Here is a 16,489-nt window from a genome sequence, read left to right as displayed (position 1 = left end):
CCTCGCCGCCTTACGGAACACGTTCCCGGCGATGGCGGCGCATTACCGCACGGGCCGCTTGCCTGTCGCCGACCCGGCAGGCGCCGGCCCGCCCCTTGCCGTGCAAAGCACGCGGCTTGTGCGCCCTCCCCGCGGCAAGGTCATGGCGCGGCGATGATATTCGCGCGAGCGTGATGGCGGGATGACGGCGCCAGACCTCACAGCCGGACCGGGTAGCCGATCTCGATGGTGCGCGGGCGCGGCAGGCCGAAACGGTCGACCGAGCGCTCGGCATTGCGGGCGAGGAAGGCGAAGACGTGGGCCAGCACGTCGCGCACGCCGAGAATGTCGTCCGGCGGCATGACCCGTTCGTGGCCGATGACGTAGACCGCCTCGTCGGGGTCGACGCCCTGCGCGTAGAGCGCCGGGCCCAGCACCGCCGGCACGTCGATCTGCTGCATGTAGCCGAAGCGCACATCGACCCGCAGATGGGTGGCGTCGAGGGGCAGCACGCGCACCCTCTCGTCCACCGGCACGCGCGGGCGGGCGGCGATCCACACCGAGACGATCACCGCCTTGGTGAACTGCACATTGAGCAGCTCCGACAGCCGCCCCAGCGCCACCGGCGTGACCGCGCCGCCGCGCGCGAGGAAGATGGCGGTGCGCGGGCTGACCGCGCAGGCCGGCGGGCGGCCGCGCGCGACGAACTCCTCCAGCGGCTCGGTGAAGCGGCGCTGCTGCAGGCTCAGCCCTTCCAGCCCGCGCCGCCACGACACCATGACGATCAGCACGATGCTGGCGATGGCGACGGGCAGCCAGCCGCCATCGTGCAGCTTGGTCAGGTTGGCGAGGGCGAAGGAGACGTCGATGACCGCGAGGCCGCCGGCCAGCCCGATCAGCGCCGGCAGCGGCCAGCGCCAGCTGCGCCGGACATAGGCGACGAACAGGATGGTGGTCGCCACCATCGCCATGGCGACGGCGATGCCATAGGCCGAGGCGAGGCGGTCGGAGGAGCCGAAGGAGACGACGATGGCGGCGCAGGCCATCATCATGATCCAGTTCAGCCGCCCGACATAGATGTGCTGGTCGTTGCGCTCGCTGGTGTAGCGGATGCGCATGGGCGGGAGATAGCCGAGCTCGATGGCCTGCTTGGCCAGCGAGAACACGCCGGTGATGATCGCCTGCGAGGCGATGACGGTGGCGCAGGTGGCCAGCACCAGCAGCGGCACGTCGAACAGGTCGGGGCACAGGTCGTAGAACGGGTTGCGCACCGCTTCCCGGTTTACCAGCACGATGGCGCCCTGGCCGTAATAGTTGAGCAGCAGCGCCGGCATGGCGACGGCCAGCCAGGCGCGGGTGATCACCGGCCGGCCGAAATGGCCGAGATCGGCATAGAGCGCCTCGCCGCCGGTGATGGCGAGGAAGGCCGCGCCGAGGATGGCGCCGGACAGCAGCGGGTGGTCGGCCAGCAGCATCAGCCCGTGGCGCGGGTCGAGCGCGGCGAGCACCTGCGGCGCCGCCACGATGCCATAGAGGCCGATCGCTGCCAGCGAGAGGAACCACACGAGCATCACCGGCCCGTACAGCGCGCCGATGCGGTCGGTGCCGGCGCGCTGCGAGACGAAGACGGCGATGATCACCAGCACGGTGACGGCGACGATCCAGTGGTCGAGCGCGGGCGCCACGACCTCAAGCCCCTCAATGGCCGAGAGCACGGAGATGGCCGGGGTCAGCACGCCGTCGCCGATCAGCATGGCGCCGCCGACGAGGCCGGCGACCAGCAGGACGAGCCGCCCGCCGGTGGCCGAGCGATGCAGGTCGAGCAGGGTGACGAGCGCGAGGATGCCGCCTTCGCCGTCATTGTCCGCCCGCAGCACGAGCATGACGTATTTGATGGTGACGGAGAGGATGATGGCCCAGGTGATGAGCGAGAGCAGGCCGAGCACGTCGGCATCGCTCACACCTCCCCCGCCGACGGCGAGCAGGCCCTGCTTGAAGGCGTAGAGCGGGCTGGTGCCGATATCGCCGAAGACCACGCCGAGGGCAGCGATCTCGGCGGCGAAGGGCAGGGACCGGCGACCGGCGGCGCGATGTTCAGCCATGACGGTTCCGGCCGAGCGGCAGGCGGCGAAGCCCGGCGCGCCGCGAGGCGGCGAAAGGAGAAACCGGGACGAAGCGCGCCGGCGGGCGGCGAGGCACGAGGCAGGAGGACGCGGCGGGACGTGGCATGACTGGCCGGATTCGTGCTGGACTCGCCGGTGCACCCGGCACCGCAGCAATACTCCGGCACGTGAGCGCCGCCAAGCACAGACAATCCCGGATGGCGTGCGACCTCCGGCGGCGGCGCGCATCAAGGGCGCTTTTGGCAGGGCGACGAGGCGAACGCAGCGTTGGGACGAGGGAGGAGGATTGGGGGGCGGATAACCCTCCTCCCTCTACCAACTGCCGTACGTGCCGAAGGGCTTGCGGGTTCCCTCCGGCGACGGCGGCCGGTGTGGCAGATTCATTATCGGTGCCGTTGAAAACAATCAACCAAAACCGAACGGTTCAGTCAATTCGCGGCCCAAATGCCGCGCTTTTCAGGCACACCGCGTTGCAAGCGCGGGGCGATTGCCGCAAGCTGCTTCTGTTTTCGATCCTTTTTCACCCTCGCCGGACCGTCGGACTGCCCCATGGCGTATGCGCCCGACATCGACCGCGCCGCGACACCCCCTTCCCGGCTCCCGGCGGCCACGGGCGCCTCGCCGGACAAGCGCCGCCAGATCCTCGGCGGCGCCCGTCAGGTGTTCCTGAGCTGCGGGTTCGACGGCGCCAGCATGGGCGAGATCGCGCGCAGCGCCGGCGTCTCCAAGGGCACGCTCTATGTCTATTTCCCCTCCAAGGAGGAGCTTTTCGCCGCCCTCGTGACCGAGGAGTGCCAGCGCACGGCGGAAGCCTGCTTCGACATGGACCCCGGCGCGGATGTGCGCGCCGCGCTGCTTCAGGTCGGCCATCGCTACATCCGCGCCATGATGGAGCCGGCCCATATCCGCACCGTGCGGATGGTCATCGGGGTGGCGGAGAAGCTGCCGGAGATCGGCCGCACCTATGTCCAGGCCGGGCAGGAGGCGGGCGTCCGCCAGCTCGGCGACTGGCTGCGCCTGAAGATGGCGCGCGGCGAACTCGCCATAGACGATGTGGAGCTCGCCGCGTGGCAGTTCATCATCGGCTGCCACGCCAAGCTGGTCATGCCCATGGTGTTCGGCGATGAGACGCAGCCCGGCGCGGCGAGTGTCGAGCGCGTGGTCGGCCACACGGTCGACGCCTTCCTGCGCGCCTTCGCGCCGCGCGGCTAGCTTTTGCGCGGCTGGCTTTCGCGCGCGGCGAACAGCGCCGTCAGTCCCTCGCGATAGCTGGGATAGAGCAGCCCGCCGCCCAGAAGCTCGTGGAACCGGCGGTTGCGGACCCGGCGATTGTCGGCCCAGAAGGAGAGGGCCATCGCCGACATGCTGAGCGCCGCGACCTCGAAGGGTTCGGGGGGCGGAGGATCGACCCCGAGCAGGCCGGCGGCGAAGCGCACGGGCGCGCAGGAGGGCGAGGGTTCGTCGTCGACGACGTTCACCGCGCCCGAAAACCCCTTGGCGACCGACGCGCCTATCGCGCCGGCGATGTCGTCGACATGGATGCGGTTGAACACCTGCCCGGCGCGCTCGATGCAGCGGGCGGTGCCGGCGGCAACGTCGTCCAGCGCGTTGCGGCCGGGGCCGTAAATGCCGCCGAGCCGCAACACCGCGACGGGCCGCCCTGTTGCCGCGCCAAGCTGCCTCCACGCGTCCTCCGCAGCGATGCGCCGGCGCGCACGCGGCGCGGCGGCGGCGAGCGGGGCCTCCTCGTCGATCCAGGCGCCACCGGAATCGCCATAGACGCCGATGGTCGAGAGATAGACCAGCGGGCCCGTCCCGCCCGACGCCGCCAGCGCCTTGCCCAGCACGCCGAGGAAGGGATCGCCCTCCTCGCCGGGCGCGGCGGAGGAGAGCACGACATCGGCCGCCCGCGCCGCCGCGACCAGGGCGTCGGTGGGCGTGCCGTCGAAGCGCAGCATCTCCATCCCGGCGCGAGGCGCGCCGTCGCGGCTGGTGCCGATGCGGCGGGCGAAGGCCTCGCCGTGGCGGGCGACGAAGTGCTGCGCGCAGTAGCCATGGCCGAGGCAGAGCAGGGTGGCGTTCACGCGTGGGTCTCCGGCACTGGCGAAACATCGGTGAGGGCGAGCCGCCATTCCTCGGCGACCCCGGCATCGGGATCGCCCGCATGGGTGGCGGCGAGCCGCGCGAACTCGGCCGGCGCGAGCAGCCGCGCAAGCGCCCACACTGCGGCGCCGCGCACCGTCGCGTCCTCATGGGCGAGCAGCCGCCCGGCTTCCGGCGCGAGGCCGGCCTCGCCCGAATTGCCGATGGCGACCAGCACGTTGCGCAGGAAGCGCGTACGCCCGCTGCGCTTGATCGGGCTTTTCGCGAAGCGTGCGCGGAACTGAGCCTCGTCGAGCCGGGCGAGTTCCGCGAGTTCCGGCGCCCGGTTCTCGTCGCGGGCGGCGAGCCGCGCCTCGCGGCCGAGCACGGCGAACTTGTTCCACGGGCAGGCGGCGAGGCAGTCATCGCAACCATAGATGCGGTTGCCGACAGCCGCGCGCAGCTCGCGCGGGATCGGCCCGCGATGCTCGATGGTGAGGTAGGAGACGCAGCGCCGGGCATCGATGCGGTAGGGTGCGGGGAAGGCGTTGGTCGGGCAGGCGTCGAGACAGGCGCGGCAGCTTCCGCAATGGTCGCGCTCGGGCGCATCGGGCGGCAGGTCGAGATCGGTGGCGATGGCGCCGAGGAACAGCCACGATCCCTTTTCGCGGGAGACGAGATTGGTGTGCTTGCCCTGCCAGCCGAGGCCGGCGGCGGCGGCGAGCGGCTTTTCCATCAGCGGCGCGGTGTCGACGAACACCTTCACCTGCACATGTTCCGGCCCGCCGGCGCGCGGCACGAAGCGCGAGGCGATGCGCTTCAGCTTGCCCTTGATCAGCTCGTGATAGTCGTCGCCGCGCGCATAGACCGAGATGGCGCCGCGCCCGCGCTCGGCCAGCGCCGCGCGGGGATCCTCGTCCGGCCCGTAATTCAGCCCGAGCATTACAAGCGAGCGGACCTGCGGCCACATATTGGCAGGGGCGGCGCGGCGCTCGGCAGTCTCAGGCATCCAGTCCATGTCGCCATGGGCGCCCTCGGCGATCCATTGGCGCAGGCGCGGGGCGGCCTCGGGAATGGCGTCGGCGCGGGCGATGCCCATGGCGTCGAAGCCTTCCTCGCGGGCGAGGGCGAAGAGCAGCGCCTTCGCCGCCCCGGGCGTCAGAAATCGAGGTCCGCGTAGCACGGCGCCGGCGGCATGCCCGCCATGGTCAGCGCGAGCAGCGGCCGGAAGGCCGGACGCGACTTGATGCGCGCGTACCAGATCTTGGCTCCCTCATCCTCGTCCCACGGCACGTCGCCGAGATAGTCGACGCTGGAGATATGCGCGGCGGCGGCGAGGTCGGCATAGGTCATGCGCTCGCCGGCGAGCCAGTTCCGCGCCTTCAGCAGCCAGCCGATATATTGCAGATGATAGCGGATATTGGCGCGGGCGGCGCGGATCGTCGCCATGTCCGGCGGGCCGCCGCCCAGTTCGCGCGGCGTGTAGCGCTTGTAGACCTTCTCGCGCACAAGCGGCTCGGAGACCTCGGCGAAGAATTTGTGGTTGAACCAGGCCGAGAGCCGGCGCACCTCGACGCGGGCGACGCTGTCGACCGGCAGCAGGCGCCGGTCGCCGAGCCCGGCGCCGCGCGTCTCGTCGAGATACTCGGTGATGGCGTCGATACCCGGCACCACCAGCCCGTCATCCTCCACCAGCACCGGCGTGGTCCCGGCGGGGTCGAGCATCAGGAATTCGGGCCGGCGCTCCCACACACGCTCCTCGATCAGCTCCGGCTCGACGCCGAGCTCGCCGAGGGCGAGGCGCACGAGACGCGAATGGGCGCAGAAGGGGTGGTGATAAAGCTGCATTTTCCGGGAGGTTCGGCGAGCCGCCAGCGGGCGCTGGAGAACGGTCTAGAAGGGATCGGGCGTCATCGCAAGGTTTAGCGGCGGCAACATGGCATGGCGGGCCGTGCTTGGCCGCCGGCACCCCGGAGGATTTCGCGCTATGGTATCCGCCGGGTTAATGCCGCGCCGGCCGCAGGCCCGGCAACAGGAGGGAAAGCGGTCATGAGCGACGTCCGCCCGCACGGCATCTTCGTCTGGAACGAGCTGAACACCCGCGACATCGCCGCCGCCAAGGCCTTCTATGGCGCGACCCTCGGCTGGAGCTTCGAGCCCATGCCGATCGAAGGCCGCGCCGACTACTGCATCATCCGCCAGGGCGACACACGCGTCGGCGGCATCTTCGTTCTGGGGGGACCGGAATTCGACGGCGTACCCGAGCACTGGTTCTCCTACATCGCGGTGGATGACGTCGACGCCCGCGCAGCGGCCGTCGACAGTGCCGGCGGGGCGGTGCTGCGCGATTCGCAAGGGGCCGTTTCGGGCTGGATCACGCCGGCAATGTGAGCGTCCGGGGGCTCGATGCGCCCGCTAACTATCCGGTTCCATTAGAGATTCGGCCCAGCTGTAACGTGTATGCCATAAAGTGGGCGTAATGGGCGTTGCGGCGCTCGCCGGACGCCTCGTCCTCCCGCCCCTCCTCTCCCAAGGGAAGATCGACACGATGCAGCTCCACATCCAGCCTCCCGCCATTCGTGCCTCCGGCTATGCGTTGCAGGACGGCAGCCCCGAATTCGACGATGTCGGAGCCGGGCTCGACGAGGCGGAGGCGCTGGGCGTCGATATCGTCGAGCTGCCGATCTATGCCTGGCATCTGATGGTCGAGGGCCGCGTCCTCGGCGACCGGCTCAAGGATCTGCAGAACCTCGTCGCCGGCCGCAGCTTCGGCTACAGCGCGCATGGCGCGCTTGCCATCAATCTGATGGACCTGCCCGAGCGCCTGCCGCGACACGAGCAGGTGCTGGCGGCCAATATCGAGATCGCCGCCGCCCTTGGCGCCGAACATCTCGTCATCCATACCGGCTTCGTGCGCCACCCCGAGGACGACCTCGAAGTCGCCTATTCGCGCCAGCGCGACGCCCTCAACCGCGCCGGGGACCTCGCGGCGGCGCGCGGCGTGCGGCTGTGCGTGGAGAACATCTTCCGCTTCCGTGACGTGCGCGAGACCGCGACCCCGGCCAAGCTCGCCGGCGAGCTGGCGGCCATCGACCATCCGGCGGTGAAGGCGACGCTCGACGTGAGCCACGCCTATATACGCTGCACCGAGTCGCGCCTCGATCCGATCGCCGAGATCGCCGCGCTGGCGCCCCATGTCGCGCATTTCCACCTGCACGATTCCTTCGGGCGCCCGAACCAGAGCCGGGCCGGCGAGATGTGGTACTACCACCCGGCCGAGGCGGTGGCCTTCGGCGAGGGCGACCTGCACCTGCCGGTCGGCTGGGGCGGCATCGACTGGGACGCCGTGGTGGCGGCGGTGCGCCCGCCGGCGGGCGCCGTCGCCATACTGGAGCTGAACCCGGTGCACTGGCGCGCGCTGAAGAACCAGGTCCCCGTGGTGCGCGCGCTCGCCGCCCGCTTCCAGGCCGCGCCGGTGGCGGCCGGCTGAAGCCTGCCCCGGGCGCAAAAGGGCCGGCGGCGCGCCGCTTTGTGCACGCCCCGCGCCCGCCTCCCCGCCTTGCCCTGTTAAAGCGCATGCAGCTTCTTGCGGCGGAAACGGCCGCCCCCTATATCGGCCTCGAACGGCGCGCTGAGCGCCGTACCCTATTGTTTGGGGGCCGGTTCAAGGGGGAGCGGCGGGCATCGCCCGACACTCTTCACAGGACGCTTCGAGAAGGTCCGGCCGGCCTGCCGGAAGGAGAAACAATATGTCTAAAGTCATCGGTATCGACCTCGGCACGACCAATAGCTGCGTGGCCGTCATGGAAGGCTCGACGCCCAAGGTGATCGAGAACGCGGAAGGCGCGCGCACCACGCCCTCCATCGTCGCCTTCACCGAGGATGGCGAGCGCCTCGTCGGCCAGCCGGCCAAGCGCCAGGCGGTAACGAACCCCGAGCGCACCTTCTTCGCGGTGAAGCGCCTGATCGGCCGCCGCTACGACGACCCGACGGTCGCCAAGGACAAGGATCTCGTCCCCTACCAGATCGTGCGCGCCGACAATGGCGACGCGTGGGTGGAGTCGGACGGCAAGAAGTATTCGCCCTCGCAGATCTCCGCCTTCACGCTGCAGAAGATGAAGGAGACCGCGGAGGCCTATCTCGGCGCCAAGGTCGATAAGGCGGTCATCACCGTCCCGGCCTATTTCAACGACGCCCAGCGCCAGGCCACCAAGGACGCCGGCCGCATCGCCGGCCTTGAGGTGCTGCGCATCATCAACGAGCCGACGGCGGCCGCGCTCGCCTACGGCCTCGACAAGAAGTCGGCCGGCATCATCGCGGTCTACGACCTCGGCGGCGGTACCTTCGACGTCTCGATCCTGGAGATCGGCGACGGCGTGTTCGAGGTGAAGTCCACCAATGGCGACACCTTCCTGGGTGGCGAAGACTTCGACATGCGGCTCGTCAACTATCTCGCCGACGAGTTCAAAAAGGAGCAGGGCATCGACCTGCGCGGCGACAAGCTCGCCCTTCAGCGCCTGAAGGAAGCGGCCGAGAAGGCCAAGATCGAGCTATCGAGCGCGACGCAGACCGAGATCAACCTGCCCTTCATCACGGCGGACGCGACCGGCCCGAAGCACCTCACCCTCAAGCTCACCCGCGCCAAGTTCGAGGCGCTGGTGGACGACCTGATCCAGCGCACCGTCGAGCCCTGCAAGAAGGCGCTCAAGGACGCCGGCCTCACCGCCGGGCAGATCGACGAGGTCGTTCTCGTCGGCGGCATGACCCGCATGCCCAAGGTGCAGGAAGCGGTGAAGCAGTTCTTCGGCAAGGAGCCCCACAAGGGCGTCAACCCGGATGAGGTCGTCGCCATCGGCGCCGCCATCCAGGCCGGCGTGCTTCAGGGCGACGTGAAGGACGTGCTGCTGCTCGACGTGACCCCGCTCTCGCTCGGCATCGAGACGCTGGGCGGCGTGTTCACGCGCCTGATCGACCGCAACACGACCATCCCGACCAAGAAGAGCCAGACCTTCTCCACCGCCGAGGACGGGCAGACCGCGGTCACCATCCGCGTCTTCCAGGGCGAGCGCGAGATGGCGGCGGACAACAAGATCCTCGGCCAGTTCGACCTCGTCGGCATTCCCCCGGCGCCGCGCGGCGTGCCGCAGATCGAGGTCGCCTTCGACATCGACGCCAACGGCATCGTCAACGTGTCGGCCAAGGACAAGGGCACCGGCAAGGAGCAGCAGATCCGCATCCAGGCCTCCGGCGGCCTGTCCGACACCGACATCGACAAGATGGTGAAGGACGCCGAGGCGCACGCCGCCGAGGACAAGCAGCGCCGGGCGCTGGCGGAAGCCAAGAACCACGCCGAGGCGCTGGTGCACTCGACCGAGAAGGCGCTCTCCGAGCATGGCGACAAGGTCGGCGCGCCCGAGAAGGCCGCCATCGAGACCGCCATCGCCGAGCTGAAGAGCGCGCTGGAAGGTGACGACGCCGAATCGATCGCCGCCAAGACCAACACGCTGGCGCAGGCCTCGCTCAAGCTGGGCGAAGCCATGTACGCCTCCCAGCAGGGCGGCGACGACGCCGGCGAGGCGCCGAAGGACGACGTGGTGGACGCCGAGTTCACCGAGGTCGACGACGACAAGAAGAAGTCGGCCTGAGCTGAGCCCCAACGCCGCCGCCGGGATTCGTTCCGGCGGCGGATTTCTGTACGGCATTCCGGCATGGGCCGACCCCGGGCCGCCACGCGGCGACCCGGGGCGAGACCCCGCCCGGACGCGAAGCGGCAGGTTTCCTGCATGCCGGACCGGACCGCGCGCCCGCCGCGCCGGCCCATCGCGCCGGGTCGCCGGCGGCGCCAGAGGATGCGACGGCACACCGACCCATGTCCAAACGCGACTATTACGAACTTCTTGAGGTCACGAAGACCTGCAGCGACGGCGAGCTGAAGAGCTCGTACCGCAAGCTCGCCATGAAGTGGCATCCGGACAAGAACCCCGGCAATGAAGAGGCCGAGCTCCGTTTCAAGGAGATCAGCGAGGCCTATGACTGCCTGAAGGACCCGCAGAAGCGCGCCGCCTATGACCGCTTCGGCCATGCCGCCTTCGAGGGCGGGGGCGGCGGTCCCGGCTTCGGCGCCGATTTCGCCTCGACCTTCTCCGACATTTTCGATGACCTGTTCGGCATGGCCGGTAACCGCCGGGGCGGCGGGGGCGGGCGCGGCGGGCGCGAGCGCGGGGCGGACCTGCGCTACAACATGGAAATCACGCTGGAGGAGGCCTTCGCCGGCAAGGATGCCACCATCCGGCTGCCGACCTCCATCACCTGCGAGGCCTGCTCGGGCACCGGCGCCAAGGTCGGCACCCAGCCCACCACCTGCCGCACCTGCTCGGGCAGCGGGCGCATCCGCCAGGCGCAGGGCTTCTTCACGCTGGAGCGCACCTGCCCGAGCTGCCAGGGCCGCGGCCAGGTGATCGAGGACCCCTGCCCGGCCTGCGCGGGCGCCGGGCGCACGACGCGGGAGCGCACGCTCCAGGTCGCCATTCCCGCCGGTGTCGAGGACGGCACCCGCATCCGCCTCGGCAATGAGGGCGAAGCCGGCGTGCGCGGCGGCCCGCCGGGCGACCTCTACATCTTCCTGTCGCTCGCCCCGCACGATTTCTTCCAGCGCGATGGCGCGGACCTGTTCTGCCGCGCGCCGATCTCCATGGTCGCGGCGGCGCTCGGCGGCTCCTTCGAGGTGCCGACCATCGACGGCGAGACCACCAAGGTGAAGGTGCCGGAGGGCACGCAGTCAGGCAAGCGCTTCCGCCTCGGCGGCAAGGGTATGCCGGTGCTGCGGAGCCGCACGCGAGGCGACATGTATGTGCAGGTCGTCGTCGAGACGCCGCAGAATCTGACGCGCCGTCAGCGTGAACTTCTGGCCGAATTCGACGCCGAATGTTCAAAGGACACGCACCCGGAATCGAGCGGCTTCTTCGCCAGGGTGAAGGATTTCTTCGCCGGCGACGCCGAATGAGCCGCGCGGCACGTAATCGCGCTGTCATCGCGGGGACTTAACATGCCCGGCCAAGCACTCTAGAGTCGCGGACATCGACTCGCCGGCCAGAGCCCTCGCCTTTCGGACCGGAGTGCCGGACCGGGCTGGCGGGGCTCGGCGTCTTGAATTCGCTTCGACTTCCGGTCGGGCCCACCCTGCCGGAGATCGTCCCCGCCTCGGTAGTCCTTCTCGGGCCCTCATCGGAACTTCGCTGGCATGCTGCACCGTCCCGCTTCCCGCGCCTCGCGGCGCTGTGCCACCAAACCCCGTCCCGACGAGGTCCATTTCCTCCGCTCCTGGCTTCAGGACCCGCTGCGCACCGGCGCGGTGTCGCCCTCCGGCCGGGCGCTGGCGCGCACCATGGCCAATTATGTCGATCCCGCGCAGGACGGCCCGGTCATCGAGCTCGGGCCGGGCACCGGCCCGGTCACCACGGCGCTGGTGGAACGCGGCATCGCACCCGAGCGGCTGGTACTGATCGAGTACAATCCGGAATTCTGCAACATGCTCCGGGCGCGCTTTCCCGCCGCCACCGTGATCCAGGGTGACGCCTACAACATGAAGGCGACCATCGGCGGAGCGCTGGCCGATCGCGCGGTCGCCGTGGTCTCCAGCCTGCCGCTGTTCACCCGGCCGGTGGAAGAGCGCTACAGCCTGCTCGACCAGGCGTTCGAGCTGTCGCATCCGCGCGCGCCCTTCATCCAGTTCACCTATGCGGTGGTCTCGCCCATGCCGCTGGCGCCGGAGCGTTTCGACGCCCATGTCAGCCAGCGGATCTGGGCCAACCTGCCGCCGGCCCGCGTCTGGGTCTATCGCGGGCTGGACGGCACCGCGCCGAGCGCCGTCGCCGCCGAATAGGCAACGCGCTCACCGGCGCCCCCCACGCGGCCCCACACGCGGAGGAAAAGATGCGACCCCCGAGGATCGTGACCTTTGCCGGCTCCATAAGGACCGGCTCCTTCTCGGCCGCCCTCGCCGCGCTCGCCGCCCGCGAGCTCGCGCTGATGGAATGCGAGCCGGTGCTGCTCTCGCTCGCCGACTACCCGATGCCGATCTATGACGGCGATCTGGAAGCCGAAGAGGGCGTGCCCGAGGCGGCGCGCAAGCTGCGCGACCAGCTCGCGCGCGCCGACGGCGTGTTCCTCGTGACCCCGGAATACAATGCCGGCCTGCCGCCGCTGCTGAAGAACGCCATCGACTGGGCAAGCCGCGCCAAGGGCGAGGGCGACCCGTTCAAGGGCCCGGTCTACGCCATCGGCTCCACCTCGCCGGGCGGGCTCGGGGGCTACCGCGCCTCGATGTCGCTGCGCCAGACGCTGGCGCTCGGGCTCAACAGCCTCGTGCTCGCCGAGCAGGTGATGGTGGCGGGTGCCGCCGGCGCCTTCGATTCCGATGGCGGCTTCAAGGACGGCCGGGCGCTGGAGAGGTTGCGCGCCGTGCTGACTACGCTTATCGAGCAGGCGGCGCTCAGGGCTGGTCTGCGCGCCTGAGCCGCGGAGACCTCTCGATGAGCGCGCCCCTTCCCGATCCGCGAGACCGGCTGATCGTCGCGCTCGACCTCGCCTCGGTCGGGGCGGCGGAAAGCGTCGTTGCACGCCTCGGCGACACGGTGAGCTTCTACAAGATCGGCTACGAGCTCGGCTTCGCCGGAGGGCTGGGCTTCGCCCGCGAACTGATCGGCGACGGCAAGAAGGTGTTCATCGACTTCAAGCTGCACGACATCGGCAACACGGTGGCGCGCGGGGTGGCGAGCCTCGCCGCGCTCGGCGCGTCCTTCGCCACGGTGCACGCCTATCCCCAGACCATGCGTGCGGCGATGGAAGGCAAGGGCGCCAGCCCGCTGCGCATCCTCGCCGTCACCGTCCTCACCTCCTATGACGACGCCGACCTCGACGAAGCCGGCTATCGCGGCGACGTCGCCTCCACCGTGGCGCGCCGTGTGGCGTTGGCGCGCGAGATCGGCATAGACGGCATCGTCTGCGCGCCGACCGACGCGGCATCGGTGCGCGCCGCGCTGGGAGCGAAGGGCGCCATCGTGACGCCCGGTGTGCGGCCGGACGGGGCGGCGGCGGGCGACCAGAAGCGCATCGCCACGCCCTTCGCCGCCATCCGCGCCGGCGCCGACCATCTCGTGGTCGGCCGCCCGATCGTCGCCTCGCCCGACCCGGCGGCGGCCGCGCGGGCCGTGCAGGCCGAGATCGCGCGGGCGCTCGCCACGTCCTGAACGACACGAAGGAAAGACGAATGGCCAAGGGCTACTGGATCAGCCGCCTCGATGTGACCGATGCCGACGGCTACAAGCCGTATCTGCAGGGCGCGCTGCCGACCATCGCCGCTTTCGGCGGCCGCATGCTGGCGCAGGGCGGCGCCTTCGAGGCGGTGGAAGGGGTCTCGCGCTCGCGCAACGTTGTCGTGGAATTCAAAGATTACGAGACCGCCCTCGCCTGCTTCCATTCGCCCGAATATCAGGCCGCCTACACCCACCGCGTCGCCCATTCCGAGGGCGACCATCTGGTGATCGAGGGCTATGAGGGCGACCAGCCGGCCGCCGGCCTCGTCTCCGGCCCGCCGGAAGGGCCGGGCGCCGCCTACTGGGTGATGCGCATCGACGTGCACGACCCGGAAACCTACAAGGGCTACATCACCGCCGACGCGCTGGCGGTGCGCAAATATCAGGGCTGGTTCCTGGTGCGCGGCGGGCGCCATGAAGCGGTGTACGGGCCGGCGCGTTCGCGCAATGTCGTGCTCGCTTTCAAGGACTATGAGACCGCGCTCGCCGCCTATCGCTCGCCCGAATATCAGGCGGCGCTCGCCATCCGCCAGAAGGCGGCGGTGGCCGAGGCGATCATCATACAGGGCCTGTAGGCCGCCCCGGCCGTGCGCACGGTGGACAAGCCGGCCGCATTCTGCTAAGTGCGCTCACCTTGACCGGCAGCCCGCCATCCTGCGCCCGCGCAGGGGGCCGCACCGGTCGCCAGAATTCAACGCATGCGCGGCACCGCGAAGCACGAAGAGGGTTACACGTGCAGGTTCTCGTTCGGGACAACAATGTCGATCAGGCCCTGAAGGCGCTGAAGAAGAAGATGCAGCGCGAGGGCATTTTCCGCGAGATGAAGCTGCGCGGTCACTACGAGAAGCCCTCCGAGAAGCGCGCCCGCGAAGAGGCCGAGGCTGTCCGCCGCGCCCGCAAGCTGGCCCGCAAGCGCGCCCAGCGCGAGGGTCTGATCCCCTCCAAGCCCAAGCCGGTGATGGGCGCCCGCTGAGAGGCGACGGTTCCGCACGCGGAACCCCTCAAGGCACGGCGATTGGCAAGGCGCGGTGACGGAAGTCGCCGCGCCTTTTGCCGTTGCGAGGTGGCGTGCGCGAAGGCCGGCGCGTCGAACCCGCTCTGGCGGGCGCAACTCGCGCGGTCGCCCGTTCAGGCGCCGCATCAGGCCGAATGTCGGGAAACGAGCCGTACCGCCGTCTTACTGGCGGTTGAAGGGCACGGTATATTCGCCGGCGCGGATGCGCCCGGCCAGACGCTCGGCAAAGCCGGCGGCGGCTTCCTCGCCATAGGTGGCGACCATGGAGCGGATGGCGGTGAACAGCGCCGCCTGCGCCAGGCAATCCTCGTCGAGACCGTCATAGACCGCCTCGTTCCACGCCTCGTCGAGATAGGCGAGCGCCGCGTGACGCTCGTCCTCATGGGCCTGGTCGGCCTTGTCGTCGATGTCGAGCGTTTCGGGAAGCTGGGACAAAACGGATCCTCCGCGTGCGGGCGACGCGCCTTGAAAAGACATTAACACGAGGATTCGCCCGGTCCGCCCAAGAATTGAAGGACGGTTAATATGCCGCGGCAAAAAAGTGACAGCGGCGCGCAATCGTACCGCGCCACGCGGCCGCCCCGTCCGACTAGTTGCTGCCGTAGCGGGCGGCGATGTCACGCGAGAGCTTGGCGCCCGTTTCGAGATAACGCTGGCTGGCGAGCTCGGCCGAGGGCGTGCAGCTCCGGTAGACCTGCTTGTAGCTGTCATAGCCGTTGTTGAAGGCGCTGATGAGCTGGCCGCGCCGGTCGCCGGAGGGCGCTTCGAGGTCCACCAGGCCCTGCATCTCGTCGCGCCAGCGCGTCGCCTCGCCCGCCCCGCAGAGCGGGCGCAGATAATGCAGCGCGCCGAGGATTTCGGAGAGCCGCAGCAGGTCGCCCTCATAGGGCGGGGCGCCGCCCTGCGTCGACTGTGCGGCGGCGGGGGGGGCAAAAGCGACGGCCGGCACCCCGGCGACAAGGCCAAGCAGGAGCGCCGCGCGCACGCCGCGCCGGAACGACTGAAGCCTGAGAACCGCGAGCATCATGGCCGCTGTGGTGCGCCGCGCCCGCGCGGGCGTCAAGAGGTCCCGCGTGCGGGCGCGAAAACGCCGCGCGGACAGATCACATCGCGTCCGGCCCCTCCATCGCCTGAACGACCAGCACGGCCGCGTCGACGATGCCTTGAAGGCCCGGCGTGGTCTCCGCTGGCAGGGCGTCCGGCTCGAACCAGCCGACCTCGGCCGCCTCCGGCCCGGTGGCGGGCTCGCCGACGATCCAGCGCGCGGCATGGCTCACCACGACGAAATGGGCGGCGAGTGCGCCCGCCGCGTCGTGCTGGATGATGTCGAGCGCGCCGGCCACGCCGAGCACGGCGCAGTCGACGCCCACCTCCTCGCGCACCTCGCGGGCGGCGGCGTCCGCCAGCGTCTCGCCCGGCTCGACGCGCCCGCCCGGCAGGGTCCACAGGCCGAGCGAGGGCGCCTTGCCGCGCCGCGCCAGCAGCACGCGCCCCTCATGGAAGACGGCGGTGCTGGCCGCAAGGACGGGGCGGATCGCGGACGTCGCGGGCTCCATTTGGCGGGCTCCATGAAGTGATCGGCACGAGGGCGCGGGGAGTGTAGAACAGGCGCCGCCCGATTGGAGCCGCAATCGGAACCGAGATTTCGGCACCCGAGATTTCGACGCCCGATTCCGCAACCTCGGCACGGGAGACGCGCATGCAGGCCGCAACGCACCGCACTTTGTCCAGAGCCGCCGGCGCGGCGCTTCTCGTCACCCTGCTGGCGGGCGCCGCACCGGCCTTCGCCGGCAATCCGCCGCCGCCGTCCAACCCGCCCAAGCCCGATCCGTTCTGCGCGTCCTTCGGTCCGGGCTTTGCCCGCGTGGCGGGCGGCTCGACCTGCGTGAAGGTGAGCGGCGGGGTGCAGACGGACCTCTACTCGACCAATGTCTCCGGCACGCGCTCGGGCGCGCCGGCGCCGAAATAGGGCGCCG

The 16,489-nt window shown here is 70.1% G+C and carries 18 protein-coding genes and 1 pseudogene; 12 read left to right on the top strand and 7 right to left on the bottom strand.

The features are described from left to right. Positions 1-197: 197 nt before the first annotated feature. Complete coding sequence (locus MWN33_RS03145; protein ID WP_247198684.1) at positions 198-2,081, bottom strand: potassium transporter Kup; 1,884 nt, start codon at positions 2,079-2,081, stop codon at positions 198-200. Between the two features lie 570 nt (positions 2,082-2,651). Between MWN33_RS03145 and MWN33_RS03140 the strand changes: the two genes are divergently transcribed. After that, positions 2,652-3,314 carry a TetR/AcrR family transcriptional regulator gene (locus MWN33_RS03140; protein ID WP_247198682.1) on the top strand — a complete coding sequence of 221 codons (663 nt, stop codon included), beginning with the start codon at positions 2,652-2,654 and terminating at the stop codon, positions 3,312-3,314. Here the strand turns inward: MWN33_RS03140 and MWN33_RS03135 are convergent. Genes MWN33_RS03135 through MWN33_RS03125 form a run of 3 tightly spaced genes read right to left on the bottom strand, consistent with a single transcriptional unit; the run spans position 3,311 to position 6,032 of the window. After that, positions 3,311-4,186 (bottom strand): NAD-dependent epimerase/dehydratase family protein, encoded by an 876-nt coding sequence (locus MWN33_RS03135; RefSeq protein ID WP_247198680.1) that lies wholly within the window; start codon positions 4,184-4,186, stop codon positions 3,311-3,313. The genes MWN33_RS03140 and MWN33_RS03135 overlap by 4 nt on opposite strands. Continuing rightward, positions 4,183-5,367, bottom strand: a complete 1,185-nt coding sequence (gene queG, locus MWN33_RS03130; RefSeq protein ID WP_247198679.1) for a tRNA epoxyqueuosine(34) reductase QueG — start codon at positions 5,365-5,367, stop codon at positions 4,183-4,185. The genes MWN33_RS03135 and queG overlap by 4 nt, the downstream gene beginning before the upstream one ends. After that, the gene (locus MWN33_RS03125; protein ID WP_247198677.1) at positions 5,343-6,032 is read right to left on the bottom strand and encodes a glutathione S-transferase family protein; all 690 of its coding nucleotides are present in this window, start codon (positions 6,030-6,032) and stop codon (positions 5,343-5,345) included. The genes queG and MWN33_RS03125 overlap by 25 nt, the downstream gene beginning before the upstream one ends. Before the next feature lie 201 nt (positions 6,033-6,233). Here MWN33_RS03125 and MWN33_RS03120 point away from each other — a divergent pair, with 201 nt between their 5' ends. The 10 genes and pseudogenes from MWN33_RS03120 to rpsU all read left to right on the top strand — a co-directional run bounded on the left by MWN33_RS03120 (position 6,234) and on the right by rpsU (position 14,471). Further along, positions 6,234-6,575 carry a VOC family protein gene (locus tag MWN33_RS03120; RefSeq protein ID WP_247198675.1) on the top strand — a complete coding sequence of 114 codons (342 nt, stop codon included), beginning with the start codon at positions 6,234-6,236 and terminating at the stop codon, positions 6,573-6,575. A gap of 157 nt (positions 6,576-6,732) precedes the next feature. Beyond that, a complete protein-coding gene (locus MWN33_RS03115) occupies positions 6,733-7,674 on the top strand; it encodes a sugar phosphate isomerase/epimerase family protein (protein ID WP_247198673.1) in 942 nt (313 codons plus the stop codon). Between the two features lie 259 nt (positions 7,675-7,933). Continuing rightward, positions 7,934-9,829, top strand: coding sequence for a molecular chaperone DnaK (dnaK, locus tag MWN33_RS03110; protein WP_247198671.1), 1,896 nt, complete (start codon positions 7,934-7,936; stop codon positions 9,827-9,829). Between the two features lie 224 nt (positions 9,830-10,053). Beyond that, on the top strand, positions 10,054-11,187 hold the full coding sequence (gene dnaJ / locus MWN33_RS03105; protein WP_247198670.1) for a molecular chaperone DnaJ: 1,134 nt from the start codon (positions 10,054-10,056) through the stop codon (positions 11,185-11,187). 237 nt (positions 11,188-11,424) lie between these two features. After that, the gene (locus tag MWN33_RS03100) at positions 11,425-12,066 is read left to right on the top strand and encodes a class I SAM-dependent methyltransferase (RefSeq protein ID WP_247198669.1); all 642 of its coding nucleotides are present in this window, start codon (positions 11,425-11,427) and stop codon (positions 12,064-12,066) included. Positions 12,067-12,116: 50 nt separating this feature from the next. Next, a complete protein-coding gene (locus tag MWN33_RS03095) occupies positions 12,117-12,698 on the top strand; it encodes an NADPH-dependent FMN reductase (protein ID WP_247198668.1) in 582 nt (193 codons plus the stop codon). A gap of 17 nt (positions 12,699-12,715) precedes the next feature. After that, positions 12,716-13,432 carry an orotidine-5'-phosphate decarboxylase gene (gene pyrF, locus MWN33_RS03090; protein WP_247198667.1) on the top strand — a complete coding sequence of 239 codons (717 nt, stop codon included), beginning with the start codon at positions 12,716-12,718 and terminating at the stop codon, positions 13,430-13,432. A 20-nt stretch (positions 13,433-13,452) separates the two neighbouring features. After that, positions 13,453-13,755 (top strand): annotated as a pseudogene (locus MWN33_RS19195) (DUF1330 domain-containing protein); the annotation flags it as partial. A 51-nt stretch (positions 13,756-13,806) separates the two neighbouring features. Further along, a complete protein-coding gene (locus MWN33_RS19190) occupies positions 13,807-14,073 on the top strand; it encodes a DUF1330 domain-containing protein (protein WP_247199771.1) in 267 nt (88 codons plus the stop codon). 158 nt (positions 14,074-14,231) lie between these two features. Beyond that, complete coding sequence (gene rpsU, locus MWN33_RS03075) at positions 14,232-14,471, top strand: 30S ribosomal protein S21 (RefSeq protein WP_247198666.1); 240 nt, start codon at positions 14,232-14,234, stop codon at positions 14,469-14,471. A 204-nt stretch (positions 14,472-14,675) separates the two neighbouring features. Here the strand turns inward: rpsU and MWN33_RS03070 are convergent, their stop codons facing one another. The 3 genes from MWN33_RS03070 to MWN33_RS03060 all read right to left on the bottom strand — a co-directional run bounded on the left by MWN33_RS03070 (position 14,676) and on the right by MWN33_RS03060 (position 16,069). Further along, positions 14,676-14,948 (bottom strand): hypothetical protein, encoded by a 273-nt coding sequence (locus tag MWN33_RS03070; RefSeq protein WP_247198665.1) that lies wholly within the window; start codon positions 14,946-14,948, stop codon positions 14,676-14,678. A gap of 154 nt (positions 14,949-15,102) precedes the next feature. Then, positions 15,103-15,540 (bottom strand): TIGR02301 family protein, encoded by a 438-nt coding sequence (locus MWN33_RS03065; protein WP_247198664.1) that lies wholly within the window; start codon positions 15,538-15,540, stop codon positions 15,103-15,105. A gap of 76 nt (positions 15,541-15,616) precedes the next feature. After that, positions 15,617-16,069 carry an NUDIX hydrolase gene (locus MWN33_RS03060; protein ID WP_247198663.1) on the bottom strand — a complete coding sequence of 151 codons (453 nt, stop codon included), beginning with the start codon at positions 16,067-16,069 and terminating at the stop codon, positions 15,617-15,619. Positions 16,070-16,212: 143 nt separating this feature from the next. Here MWN33_RS03060 and MWN33_RS03055 point away from each other — a divergent pair, with 143 nt between their 5' ends. Continuing rightward, positions 16,213-16,482: a hypothetical protein gene (locus MWN33_RS03055; protein ID WP_247198662.1), complete on the top strand. Its 270-nt coding sequence runs from the start codon at positions 16,213-16,215 to the stop codon at positions 16,480-16,482. Positions 16,483-16,489: the final 7 nt, after the last annotated feature.

It is taken from the genome of Ancylobacter koreensis, from assembly GCF_023016525.1.
In the GTDB taxonomy this organism is placed as follows: Bacteria; Pseudomonadota; Alphaproteobacteria; order Rhizobiales; family Xanthobacteraceae; genus Ancylobacter; species Ancylobacter koreensis.
Note: the sequence above shows the minus strand (reverse complement) of the source record. Positions and strands in the feature narration are given on the sequence as shown.

Coding starts and splice junctions, on each gene's coding strand:
- MWN33_RS03145 (WP_247198684.1), bottom strand. CDS start 2,081: ATGGCTGAACATCGCGCCGCCGGTCGCCGGTCCCTGCCCTTCGCCGCC.
- MWN33_RS03140 (WP_247198682.1), top strand. CDS start 2,652: ATGGCGTATGCGCCCGACATCGACCGCGCCGCGACACCCCCTTCCCGG.
- MWN33_RS03125 (WP_247198677.1), bottom strand. CDS start 6,032: ATGCAGCTTTATCACCACCCCTTCTGCGCCCATTCGCGTCTCGTGCGC.
- MWN33_RS03120 (WP_247198675.1), top strand. CDS start 6,234: ATGAGCGACGTCCGCCCGCACGGCATCTTCGTCTGGAACGAGCTGAAC.
- MWN33_RS03115 (WP_247198673.1), top strand. CDS start 6,733: ATGCAGCTCCACATCCAGCCTCCCGCCATTCGTGCCTCCGGCTATGCG.
- dnaK (WP_247198671.1), top strand. CDS start 7,934: ATGTCTAAAGTCATCGGTATCGACCTCGGCACGACCAATAGCTGCGTG.
- dnaJ (WP_247198670.1), top strand. CDS start 10,054: ATGTCCAAACGCGACTATTACGAACTTCTTGAGGTCACGAAGACCTGC.
- MWN33_RS03100 (WP_247198669.1), top strand. CDS start 11,425: ATGCTGCACCGTCCCGCTTCCCGCGCCTCGCGGCGCTGTGCCACCAAA.
- MWN33_RS03095 (WP_247198668.1), top strand. CDS start 12,117: ATGCGACCCCCGAGGATCGTGACCTTTGCCGGCTCCATAAGGACCGGC.
- pyrF (WP_247198667.1), top strand. CDS start 12,716: ATGAGCGCGCCCCTTCCCGATCCGCGAGACCGGCTGATCGTCGCGCTC.
- MWN33_RS19190 (WP_247199771.1), top strand. CDS start 13,807: ATGCGCATCGACGTGCACGACCCGGAAACCTACAAGGGCTACATCACC.
- MWN33_RS03065 (WP_247198664.1), bottom strand. CDS start 15,540: ATGATGCTCGCGGTTCTCAGGCTTCAGTCGTTCCGGCGCGGCGTGCGC.
- MWN33_RS03060 (WP_247198663.1), bottom strand. CDS start 16,069: ATGGAGCCCGCGACGTCCGCGATCCGCCCCGTCCTTGCGGCCAGCACC.
- MWN33_RS03055 (WP_247198662.1), top strand. CDS start 16,213: ATGCAGGCCGCAACGCACCGCACTTTGTCCAGAGCCGCCGGCGCGGCG.